This is a genomic window from Komagataeibacter europaeus LMG 18890 (genome assembly GCF_000285295.1).
Taxonomy (GTDB): domain Bacteria; phylum Pseudomonadota; class Alphaproteobacteria; order Acetobacterales; family Acetobacteraceae; genus Komagataeibacter; species Komagataeibacter europaeus.
Genome location: NZ_CADP01000085.1, coordinates 1 through 11,552 on the forward strand (window position 1 = coordinate 1; position 11,552 = coordinate 11,552).

At 56.4% G+C, this 11,552-nt stretch carries 6 protein-coding genes and 3 pseudogenes; 4 read left to right on the forward strand and 5 right to left on the reverse strand.

Going from position 1 to position 11,552, the window contains the following annotated elements; translation table 11 throughout:
- Positions 1 to 354, forward strand: a pseudogene (locus GEU01_RS16545) (IS5-like element IS1032 family transposase); the annotation flags it as partial.
- A 19-nt stretch (positions 355 to 373) separates the two neighbouring features.
- Here the strand turns inward: GEU01_RS16545 and GEU01_RS16550 are convergent.
- Both GEU01_RS16550 and GEU01_RS27460 read right to left on the reverse strand, forming a co-directional pair.
- Entirely contained in the window at positions 374 to 2,959 is a 2,586-nt protein-coding gene (locus tag GEU01_RS16550; protein ID WP_198284487.1) for a TonB-dependent receptor plug domain-containing protein, read from the reverse strand.
- 495 nt (positions 2,960 to 3,454) lie between these two features.
- Positions 3,455 to 3,559: pseudogene (locus GEU01_RS27460) on the reverse strand (hypothetical protein); the annotation flags it as partial.
- A gap of 372 nt (positions 3,560 to 3,931) precedes the next feature.
- Here GEU01_RS27460 and GEU01_RS16555 point away from each other — a divergent pair.
- Positions 3,932 to 6,283 (forward strand): TonB-dependent siderophore receptor, encoded by a 2,352-nt coding sequence (locus GEU01_RS16555; RefSeq protein ID WP_019086961.1) that lies wholly within the window; start codon positions 3,932 to 3,934, stop codon positions 6,281 to 6,283.
- Between the two features lie 16 nt (positions 6,284 to 6,299).
- On the opposite strand, the gene GEU01_RS27340 is transcribed toward GEU01_RS16555, so the two are convergent.
- Entirely contained in the window at positions 6,300 to 6,638 is a 339-nt protein-coding gene (locus GEU01_RS27340; RefSeq protein WP_019086962.1) for a transposase, read from the reverse strand.
- Positions 6,639 to 6,887: 249 nt separating this feature from the next.
- Here GEU01_RS27340 and GEU01_RS16565 point away from each other — a divergent pair, with 249 nt between their 5' ends.
- Positions 6,888 to 8,351 (forward strand): carbohydrate porin, encoded by a 1,464-nt coding sequence (locus GEU01_RS16565; protein WP_019086963.1) that lies wholly within the window; start codon positions 6,888 to 6,890, stop codon positions 8,349 to 8,351.
- Positions 8,352 to 8,482: 131 nt separating this feature from the next.
- Here GEU01_RS16565 and GEU01_RS16570 read toward each other — a convergent pair whose 3' ends face one another.
- Positions 8,483 to 9,697 (reverse strand): aspartate aminotransferase family protein, encoded by a 1,215-nt coding sequence (locus tag GEU01_RS16570; RefSeq protein WP_019086964.1) that lies wholly within the window; start codon positions 9,695 to 9,697, stop codon positions 8,483 to 8,485.
- A gap of 234 nt (positions 9,698 to 9,931) precedes the next feature.
- Between GEU01_RS16570 and GEU01_RS26975 the strand changes: the two genes are divergently transcribed.
- Complete coding sequence (locus GEU01_RS26975) at positions 9,932 to 10,672, forward strand: hypothetical protein (protein ID WP_019086966.1); 741 nt, start codon at positions 9,932 to 9,934, stop codon at positions 10,670 to 10,672.
- Positions 10,673 to 10,699: 27 nt separating this feature from the next.
- Here GEU01_RS26975 and GEU01_RS27590 read toward each other — a convergent pair.
- Positions 10,700 to 11,454, reverse strand: a pseudogene (locus GEU01_RS27590) (IS5 family transposase); the annotation flags it as partial.
- Between the last annotated feature and the right edge of the window lie 98 nt (positions 11,455 to 11,552).

Here is an 11,552-nt window from a genome sequence, read left to right on the forward strand (position 1 = left end):
CATCCCGCCGACATTCAGGATCGTGATGGTGCGCCGCTGGTAGCGGTCAGGATACGCTCATTGTTTCCCTGGCTTCGCCATCTGATCGGTGACGGGGGATATGCTGGCGAGAAGTTGCGTGGTGCGCTGGCTGAACTCGGCCGATGGACGATCGAGATCGTCAAGCGTAGCGATCGGGCCGAAGGCTTCGTCGTCCTGCCCAAACGCTGGATCGTGGAGCGTAGCTTTGCATGGCTCGGACGCTGCCGTCGCCTCACGAAGGATGTCGAGGCAACAATCTCTTCATCCCACGCGTGGTTGATGATTGCCCATATCCGCAGAGTTCTGCGAAAAATCAATCAAACCGCTTTCTGATTCAGGCTCTTAAACATGATCAGAAGTTGGCGTTGAGACGACCATAGTAATAGCCGCCCGTGATGGGAATCTGCGCCGAATTCTCATCATACGGCATCGCACCAAGGGCGTTCAGTTCCTGGGACATCATGCGGGGACGAACATTGAACACATCGTTCGCGCCGACGGCAAAGTGCCAGTTTTTCTGGAAACGCACACCGATTTCGATATCGGTCATCCAGTGCGGCGTGTTGATGAACTGCTGAAGGGCGTTGTTGGAGTACTGCAGGGCCGCAGGACCCCAATCCTGGTACTGCACCATGTCGCTGGTCTGGCCATAGCGGGTCTGGCGAATGTTGAAGTCCCAGTTTTTGTAAGTGTAATATGCGTTCAGGATGATTTTGCTGCGGGGATTGTCCGAGGTGATCGAGGCAATGTCCGCCAGGTTCAGGTTCGAACCGTTATGGTGCAGGCGGGTGCGGTTGAGGTCAATGGACATCGACAGCGCCAGGTTGCCGTATTTATGGAAGTGGAACAGGTAATCTGCCTTGATGTCCACGCCCTGCGTGCGGGTGCTGGCACCGTTGGTGAAGTAGTCGGCATATACGTCATTATAACCGGAGAAGCCGGTTGGCAGGGAAGCCAGCTGGGCAATGGCCTGAGCCGCGACGTAGCCTTCGGTCGTGTTGCCGTAAGGGGTCGAACCGCCGAAGTTGGTATCCTGAACGATACGGTCACGCAGGTTGATCTGGTAGACGTCAGCTTCCACATGGAAACCATCGACGGGTTCCAGCACGATGCCACCGCTGACACTGGTCGAGCGTTCGGGTTTCAGCTTGGTCGCGCCAATCGCCTGGGCCGCCGCGGAATCCGCTGCAAGCAGGCCGCTTGCACCCGTGGGCGAGACGTTGACGGCGCTGAAGTGCGATTCAGCCAGTGTCGGGGCACGGAAACCCGTGCTGATGGTGCCACGGATGGCGATACGCTTATTGAAGTTGTAGCGCGTTGAAATCTTGCCGTTTTCCGTGTTGCCCACGTCGGTGTAATGTTCCAGGCGACCGGCGAAATCGAGTTCCCACTTCTTGGTCAGGCGAAAATCGCCATCCATGTACCACGCCCAGATGTCACGGTACCACGTACCAGCCGACCCCGGTGAGATACCCGCATAACCCTGCGTGCCACCACTGGTGTAGGAAACCGGTTCACCAGCGGTAATATTGTAGGATTCCATCCGTTCTTCGGCGCCGAAGGCCAGCGTCATCGGAACGGCGTTCCCGATATTGAAATGACGTCGGAAATCAACGTTGTTGGTCCACTGCGTCATGCTGTAGGTTTCGGCCCGCGCCGTGCGGGGGCTGGAGCCGTATTCGGTCACATAGGCGGTGTTAAGGGTGTTCTTGTTACCGATCTTGTCGATATCTTCACCGTAAGTGGAGCTGATATCCCAGTTGAAGCCCATGAAGTTATCACCCTTCAGGCCCAACGTGGCGGCAAAATCGTTTTCTTCCATGGTTTCCAGCGGTGAAAAACCGAAGGGCGCGATGGAGGCACAGGCTGCGCAGGAGTCGCCTACCGTGGGAGTACGGTAGTTTTCATAAGCTTCCGCATGACGATGGGCATAGGTAATCAGCCCGTAGAAATTGATGCCGGGCGTAAACTGCTTGCCCCATTCGATCGCCAGGTTTTCACGCGTTTCTTCCGGCGTACTCATGATCTTGTTGGAGCGATCCGAAATCTTGCCGGCATTCACGCCCGTGTAGCTCGCGGTGCTGGCGTCGGCGGGCTGGGAGCCAAGCAGCCGGTGGTCACGCGCATTGTTGGCCACGAAATGGTCCGTATGGTACATCTGCCCGCTGATATGCAGGAAACCATCCTGACCCAGCTTCATGCCGCCATCGGCATTGAGCTGATAGTTCCAGCCATCCCCGTTATAGGCGTTCGCACCGGTCTGGCCGCTCAGGTTCAGGCCGTGATCCTGCTTCTTGGTGATGATGTTGACCACGCCCGCGATTGCGTCCGAGCCATACATGGCGGCCGCGCCATCTTCCAGCACTTCGATATGATCGATGGCGTTGGCGGGGATCATGTTCAGGTCAACGGGGGTGGAGCCTGATTCCGGACCGGAATCCGCATACAGGTTGGCCGTGGTATGACGACGCTTGCCATCAACGAGCACCAGCACTTCGTTCGGGTTCAGGCCACGCATGCGGATGGCGGATGTCAGGGCCCCCGCATCCGCGCCCATGGCGCTGACATTGATCGAGGCATTGGTGCGCGTCAGCGCATCGGCCAGGTTCATCTGGCCGGACCGACGCAGGGCCGCTGCACCAATCACCGAGACCGGGCTCATGCTGTCACGGGCCTTGCGGTTGACCGAGTGCGTGCCAGTAGAAACATTGATTGTTTCTACGCCGGAACTGTTCACGCCCCCGCTGTCATCATGCTTCAGGGTCTGCGAGGCACGTGCGTGGGTCTGTGCCGTGGCCGCATGATGCTGCGTGTGAACCGTACTTGTCTTCTGCTTCTGTTCCTCTGTGACAGAATTGCCGTTAGGTGTGGCGGCGACGGCCCCGTAAGAGACCAAAGAGCAGATGGTCGTAATTAAAAGAGAAGTGCGTCTGTTCATGATGCCCCGCGATTCTTCTATCGTTTACGATATTAACGGGCCGTAATGAATATCTAGGAAAAAATGCCCGCCATATCGTTCCGATGTCAGCACGTTGCAATAAAGCAACACTTTTCGGTATGTCACGGTATATTTACAACATAAATAACTTAACAGGATAATATTCAGCAATGGCGATTGATTTCCGGTATCTATAAAAACATTAAATAAGAAATCTGGTTGGGATATCGACTGATCATGCGGGGGCTTGAAGATGTTTCCTGGCGCTACAGTTGCATTTTATAGTGAGCGCCAAATCCATGAATAACCATAATACAGTATTTCATTAATGACGGGGTGTATGTTGACGAGACGCTGGAAGGACGGGCGTCTGCACTTCGGGCAGACAACGAATGGATTGTTCCGCTGTTTATTCAGAAGCGTGTCGCGGCTTCTGCGTATGCCTGAACTTGTGACGGTTTTGTGCCGGTCAGGAAATGATTATGTCACTCCCGCCTAAAAAGTGAGGGGGTTGATACTGCCTAGATATGAGTGGCATCGATATGAATTATAAAAGTTATTGATATACTGGAAAATGACAACAGCAGCCTGACGATGGGTTGGCCAGTTCTGTTTTCAGAACCGTTCTGTCTCCAGGTTTTTAGAAAAAATTTCGACAGTAGCGCTGTCAAAAGTGGTTTTCATTTCCAGACATTGAAGTCACCAGCCCAGTTATTCGGCCGCATGTACAAATGTCCGCGTGATAATCCCTTCTGAGTTGGCGTCGCTCGTGCTCCCCATGCATTCGGCATAGCTGTCTTATTCCGGCAACACCTGCTGACTATATATACGCAAACATATGTATGGATACGAATATATATAGACAAGCCCAGCCTGTGAATGGAAGAACTCTATATACGTCGTTTATTCATATAATGGACAAATGTTATGCGAAGTTGTTATAGTGCGTTTTTCATCACCGGAACGTCAGGCATGTTTCTGCTGGCGACGACCGCGCTGGCGGCCTCGCCAGTTTCCGCGTCGGTGAACGCACCTGATGGGTCGGTCACCGTAAAAAAGCCGGCTCCCCCATCCCGTGCCACGCCATCGGCAAAAACGCAGGTAGCCCAGACATCGTCAGCCGCAACATCAGGTACAGGCGCGCCCATCGCCGGAATACTCGACGGATCCAATGGCGAAACGATAACCGTTCACGGCCACCATGCGGCAGACGGTACCGGCGCCAAATATATGAACAAGAACATCTATCTCGGCCCGCTGGGCAACCGGGACACGCTGGATACACCATATTCCGTCATGGGTGTCCCGCATGATGTCGTGGTGAACCAGCAACTGCGAAACGTCAACGACATGGCGCAGTACCTGCCTTCCGTGCAGCTGGAAATCCGCGGTGACCCCAATACGTCCCGCCCGCAGTCGCGTGGGTTCGAGGCGGACGTGATTTCCAACTCCCGCCTCGACGGGCTGAACGTGGTGTCCACCACCCCGTATCCGGCGGAATGGGTTGACAACCTGCAGGTCCTCAACGGTCTGGCCGGGGCGATGTACGGACCGGAAAACCCGGCTGGCGTGTTTGAATATACCCTAAAGCGTCCGACCAACCGGCGCACCGAACGGCTTTCGGTTGGCGTGGATTCCATCGGCACGCCTACGGTCAATGGCGATATTTCCGGTCGTGTCGGCAAGAAGGGCTGGTTTGGCTACCGCCTGAACATGCTGCATGCCAATGGTTCGGCCTATGCGCCCGGCAGTTGGATCCGGCGTGAGATGGTCAGCGCCGATTTCGATATCCATTTCGATTCCAAGACGGTCCTCGAACTGGATGCCAGCCACTATACCTATGACGAACGCGGCATGGCACCCGGCTTTGGCATCACCGCCGGCACCGCCACCAATCCCACCGGCATTGGCGGCCAGTTGCCCGAGGCCCCGGATCTGAGCCGGCGCATGGCTCCTGACTGGAGCGGGTACAACATGGAGACCAATACCTTCCTGGCCAAGATCAAGCACCAGATCAACAGGGACTGGAGCTTCACGCTGGGCGGGCTGTACCAGGACGCCAAGCGCCAGTCCTTTGGCATAAGCGATACATTGAGCGCCACCCAGGGGTATGAAGGCTTTTATACCTCCAAGGCCACGGCGACCACGACGGCGGATGATTTCCGCGTGGGCAGTAACATGGCGTATTTCAACGGTCGTGTCCGTACCGGTCCGCTTACGCATGACCTGGTCATTGGCACCAATGGCTACATGATGGGGAATTATAATCCGACCACGGCCGTGACCAGCGCCCAGCAGCTGGGTACATACAACATGTATGGTAAGGCACCCACCAACGGTACGCAGCCCTATTATAGCGGTCGCTATAAATCCAGCAGCATCATGAGCCAGTCCTTCATCATTGGCGACACGATGCGGATCAACAAGCACTGGTCGGTCATGGGAACGCTGGCCTGGAGCTGGATCAGTCAGGAAGGCACGACCAGTTATAAAACCCCGCTTCAGAAAACGTTTGAAGCCGACGCGACGTTCAGCCCGACGGCCAGCGTCATATACAAGCCGACCCAGAACCAGACCCTGTATTTCACCTATGGCCGGTCGGCAGAGGCGGGGCCTGTTACGCCCAATAACGCCGCCTATACCAATCCGAACATAGCGTTGCCGGTCTCGCATTCCGAGGAATATGAAGTCGGGTACAAGGTGCGTTACCAGAAGATGCAGTTCAATATTGCGGGTTTCCGCATGACCTCGCCTTATGCGATGTATGTGCCCACGGCCAGCAATATCTGTACTAACGGCAAGAGCTGCCAGACCTATGAATATGGCGGGACGCAGCGCAATTATGGCGTGGAAGCCCAGATTTCGGGCGAAGTCCTGCCCAACCTGTCCGTACTCGCCGGCATGACCTGGCTGGATGCGGAACTGGTCAACAGCAAGACCGCCACCTACAACAACAAGGAAATCGTGGGTGCGGCCCCGCTGCAGGCCAACCTGCTGCTGGACTACCGCCTTCCGGCCTCGCTAGGTGCGTTTGCCTCGGGCTGGGCGTTCAATGCCAGTGTCCATTACATGGGCAACCGTGCGGCCAACATTACCAATACGCTGCATACCGGTTCCTACACTACGCTGGACCTGGGTACACGTTACGCCTTCCACGTTTCCAAATTCCCGTGGGTTGCGCGCTTTGGCGTCAGCAACGCCACGAACGAACGGTACTGGGCATCAGTCTATACCGGTGCGCCCAGCGGCACGTCTGGTGCGGCCTCTACCCTGTATGCCGGGTTGCCGCGCGTCTATCACTTCACCCTCTCGCTGGAATTCTGAGAGCACTGCCGGGTCGTCAGCAGATCGTGGTCTGCGGCGATCCGGATACAGCAGGAAATGCTGCCGGTAGCAGAGCGGCAATCAATATTTCATAAGATCCGTTCTGAACGACCGCATGCGGAACCGCCATCCGCTGTCCTGCGCGTCCGGCATGAAATCCAGGTTCAAGCACTGGTTCGGCCCATCGGACAGCATCATTGGCAGGCGTGTGCCCATCGCCCTTTTCCGACCGCCAGATGTAGAAGATCATATCGCTGATCCCGTGCCTGTGGCACAGACCCGCAGCCGTGCCGGCCGCCTGATGTTCCTTCAGGATGCCGATGACCTGATCTTGCGTAGAGCGTGTTCTCTTCATCGTCCGTCTCCGGTGGACAGGCCTTGCTTCAATCCGAGGGCATTTCAGGGGACAAGGTCAACAGGCCCCGGCGGCTTTCTCTACAAAACAATGTATGTTTGCAGTAGGGAACGACCGCGTGAGCGGATCAGTTCGTGTTTGCCGAAGATCATGAATTCGGGAACTCACAGCATTATTATTATATTTTCCAATATATTACCAATTTATTATTTTTTATTGTTTGAAATATATTTCATAGACCATGAAAACGTGGGGAAACTTCAGAATGATTTCCCCGTGTCGAAGATACTCATATTTACAGTCCTGATTTTTGTATCTCTGATCTACGCAGACGAAGGATTTGCCCAGAGCGAAACCTCCAAGTCCCTGCCGGTTGTCCTGGAACCATACTCCGCCCATGCCTTTCCGCTCGAAGGATGGGGTAACGCTGTGGTGGACCCGCAGGTGCCCACCCTGCACGGCGCGCCGCATCTGTTTGGTGACTGGTTCGGCACACGGAAATGGCTGAACCGGCGCGGCCTGTATCTCAACGTCGCGGTCAATGAAGAATACATGGGCAATGTGCGTGGCGGGCGCACGCGTTCGGACGTGCTGGCTGGCCAGGTCGCGGCCGAACTTGATATCGACTGGCAGCGTCTTGCGGGGGTTAGCGGGTTATGGACCCATCTTCTCGTCATCAACGGGCATGGGCGCAACTTTGGCTATAATCTTGGTGATTCGGTTACGAACCCTGAACAGATATATGGAGGGCGCGGTAATGTCGTCGCACATCTGGTTGCGATGTATGCTGAAAAGACATTCCTGCGCAAACGGATTGTTGTTTCCGCCGGGGATATTCCGACCGGCAGTTTCTTTGCATATGATTACGTGGCCTGTTCCTTTATGAACGTGTCCGTGTGCAGCAATTTTGCGCCGGGTAAATATGTTCCCGGTGGGCGGGACTGGCCTTCGGGTAATCTCGGTGGGGTGGTGCGGACCTTTCCTGCCAAGAAAGTCTATGTCATGGGCGGGATCTTCGCCGTTTCGCCCCATGCCTATAACGGTGGCATTTCAGGCTGGGCGCTGGCCCAGAGCGGGTTGGGCAAGGTCTCGTCTCAGGTCGAGGTGGGCTGGATGCCGTGGTTTGGCAAACATGCCCTGCGCGGAAATTACAAGATTGGCGCGTGGTACGATAATTCACGCTATCCAAATCTTTATGCCGATATTCATGGCAATTCCTTCCAGTTGACGGGGCAGCCGCGCCGTTACGAAGCGGGCATGAGCACGGCATGGTTCATGTTTGACCAGATGCTGGTACGGAATGGCCCGGGCGTGGCGGAGGGATTGCTGGCGGTTGGCGGCGTGGGTTATTCGCAGGGCAATGTCGTGGCCATGCGTGACCATGAATGGATCGGATTGGTGGAGACGGGATCTCCATGGCACCGTAGGGAGGACCAGATCGGGGCCATGTTCCAGCATATGGACATGAGCCGCACCGTTTCCCGGCAACAGGAATCGTCCCGCGCGTTAGGTCTGCCCTACCTTGCCAACCAGTGGGGGCCGGTATGGGGCGTTCAGCGTTGGGAAAATGTCTATGAAGCTTTCTATAGCACGCATGTGCTGCGCAATTCGACAACGATGCAGTTTGACTTCCAATATTTGCAGCATCCCGGTGCGACCACAACATTCCGGGATGCAGCCGTAATGGGCATTCAGTTCACGGCCAATCTGTAGAGGATAGGCGAAGAACCCTGATTGTAATGGTTTCAAAAACTTCGTCACGACTTTGCCGTCCAGTCATCCCTGTCTGTTCCAACCATCATCAATACATGGCTGGTAAAAAAGCAGGCATGGAAAGCGACCTGTCATCCATCCGCCAGGACCATTTCAAGGACGGCCCCTAGCGTGTTGTTCAGGATATCCGCCTGTTCACGGGAAAATATGAGAGGCGGACGGATTTTCAGGACATTTCCGGCCGGGCCGGAAGAACTGATGAGCACGCCGCGCACACGCATTTCATTGACAACCCGTGAAGCAATGGTCCCGTCCCTCAGTTCGGCACCCATGAAAAGTCCCACCCCACGGACATCATGAATGCCCGGGTGTCGGGTCAGTTGCGCCCGGAGGTAGGCACCGACTGTATGGGCGTTTTCCATCAGGTGCTCGTCCTGAATTACACGCAGTGTCGCCAGCGCTGCGGCCATGGCGACCGGGTTGCCGCCAAACGTATTGAAATAACGGATACTGGCCCCGAAATCCCGGATCACTTCCGGTTGGCATACAAGACCCGCAACCGGGTAGCCGTTCCCCATGGGCTTGCCCATTGAAACCATGTCCGGCACGATACCATGCCGTTCAAAGCCCCACATATGGGAACCGGTCCGCCCGAAACCTGGCTGCACTTCATCGGCAAGGAACAGCGCGCCGGCTTCGTGGGCAGCTTCAACCGCAGGCGCCAGGAACCCGGCGGGATCAGAAAATATCCCATCGGAGGAGAACAGCGTATCCACCACCAGAAGGGCGGGCCGGATACCATGGCGTTGCAGGTCCGCGATGGCGGATCTGACCCCCGCGGCAAAATCCGTGCCCGCGACAGGGGCGGGAACCGTGCGGACATGCATTCCCAGATTGACGCCTTTGCCAAGGGAGGGAGAAATCGCGGCTGTTGCGGAAGTCACGCCATGGTAGGCGTTTTCGGTTATGATTACGCCTTCGCCACCGGTTGCATGGCGGGCAATCCGGATGGCCAGGTCATTGGCCTCGCTGCCCGAGCACGTAAATGTTGCCTGCGCGGGGAAGGGGAAGGTCGCAAGCAGCGCATCCGCATAGTCCACGATGGTATCATGCAGGTAACGCGTATGCGTGTTCAGCCGTTCCGTCTGGGCCACGATGGCGGCCACAATACGCGGGTGGCAGTGCCCGGCCGGGACAACATTGTTATAGGCGTCCAGAAAGCGGCGGCCATGCACGTCGGTCAGCCACGCCCCCTGGCCCGATGCCAGATGGAGCGGTTCTTCATAGAACAGTCGGTAAGACGGACTGAGTAACTGCTGGCGGCGTTCAAGAAGGGGCGGCGTCATATTGCGTCCAGTCTGGAATGGGAAATTGAAACACGCAAGGGCATGATATGCAGGCGGTAGTCGCCTGCCAGTTATTGCAGGCGGATGTACGGTGTCCAGTACGCCAAGTTTAGGACCATAGCCCGAACATGACGGTGGCGGCGCGGCAGATGGGGAAGAGGACGGTCGGGAAGCTGTCATGGCGTGTGGCGACATGATGCCGGTTCCTGATACGGTCGAACATGATCTCAATCCATGCCTGCACGGGGGCGGGTGCGGCGCGTCTGCGTGATATGGTGCGCATGGGGGCTGATCATCAACCATACAGGCCAGTCCCTGCCGGAAATCCCCTTTGGCGGGATCGGGAATTCCGGTTATGCCTCGGAAGGCGGGGCGGAGGCGCTCGACGCCTGCCTTGACCCGTCTGGTGACGTCAACGGACTACATGTGAACAGGGGGCACCCGATGGGCGCGACTGTATCTTCCACCGGCATGGGGAAAGCCGGGTCCGATTTTGAAGCGGCGCTGACCCTGCTTGAACAGCCATCGCGCCCCGTATCGGTCGAGGACGCCACACGGATCGCGCATGACATGTTTGGCATGACCGGCGTGCTGTCACGCCTGCCGGGAGAGCGCGACAGGAATTTCTGCCTCCGATCCGCACGGGGCGGGGATTATGTGCTGAAAATCGCCCATTGTGCGGAACGACCGGACGTGCTGGACCTGCAGGACAGCGTCCTGCGCTACCTTGGGGCGGAAGACCCGACGCTGGCCGTGCCGGAACTGCTGGCCCCTCATATGCCGCATGCCGTATGGCGCGATTGCGCGGGTGATGAGCGGATCGTGCGGATGGTGACATTCCTGCCCGGTACGCCACTAGCACTACAGTTGCAGTTTGTTTTGTTCGTTAATTGTTCATGGTTTCCGTGCTTTCCAGAAAGCTCGAATTTCAGACGGTCTACATCGAGAAAAACCGCAAATTCTTCATCTTTCTAGGCCGGAAACCAAACTGCAACTGTAGTGCTAGGTTTCGTGGACAAATGGTATCCACTGGAGTGCTGACACGAGACTGACGAAGCCAAGATATGATTCCTTGGTTTTGTCATATCGGGTGGCAACGCGTCGCCAGTTCTTGAGTTTGTTGAACAGGCGCTCGACGAGATTGCGCCAGCGATATTTGGTTTTATCATGAGGTACAGGATTGCGACGGTTGCTTTTGCTCGGGATGACGGCTTCGATTTCGGCCTTGGCAAGTTCCTCGCGAATGAGGTCGGCATCGTAACCTTTGTCTGCCAGTAACGCCTCGATCTTGTCAGCGATCATGCGGAACAGCGGGCCGAAACCCTGAATATCGTGGGTCTGTCCCGGCGTCAGGACAAAACCGAGAGGGCGTCCCCTGGCGTCGCATCGGGCGTGCAGTTTGGTGGTGAAACCACCGCGCGATCGGCCAAGCGCCTCGGTTTCCTGTGTCCCTTTTTTATACCGATAGCACAATGATGTGCCCGGACCACCGTGCTGTCGATCATGTCGGCAGTGGTATCCCGCTCGACCATTTCAGCCAAGGTTTCGAGCATCGCATCGAACACGCCTGTCGTCACCCATCGTCGGTAGCGTCGGAACACGCTGTTCCACTTGCCATAATCATCAGGCAGGTGGCGCCACTGCGATCCGGTTCGGGCAATCCACATCATGCCTTCGAAATACAGACGATTGTCTTGCGCAGGACGGCAGCCACGACCCCTCTCAGGCGGAAGCAGCGCCCCGATGATGGCCCATTCCTCGTCCGAAAGCCCAATTCGCTCGCCCAACAACGCCTCCAAAAGGCAGCTTTGAATCAATCATGGACGTTACTGTCAACCTTTGTCCACGAAACCTA

Excerpts from the sequence above, each read along its gene's own strand:
- GEU01_RS16550 (WP_198284487.1), bottom strand. The coding sequence starts at position 2,959 with ATGAACAGACGCACTTCTCTTTTAATTACGACCATCTGCTCTTTGGTC.
- GEU01_RS16555 (WP_019086961.1), top strand. The coding sequence starts at position 3,932 with ATGTTTCTGCTGGCGACGACCGCGCTGGCGGCCTCGCCAGTTTCCGCG.
- GEU01_RS27340 (WP_019086962.1), bottom strand. The coding sequence starts at position 6,638 with ATGAAGAGAACACGCTCTACGCAAGATCAGGTCATCGGCATCCTGAAG.
- GEU01_RS16570 (WP_019086964.1), bottom strand. The coding sequence starts at position 9,697 with ATGACGCCGCCCCTTCTTGAACGCCGCCAGCAGTTACTCAGTCCGTCT.
- GEU01_RS26975 (WP_019086966.1), top strand. The coding sequence starts at position 9,932 with ATGCCTGCACGGGGGCGGGTGCGGCGCGTCTGCGTGATATGGTGCGCA.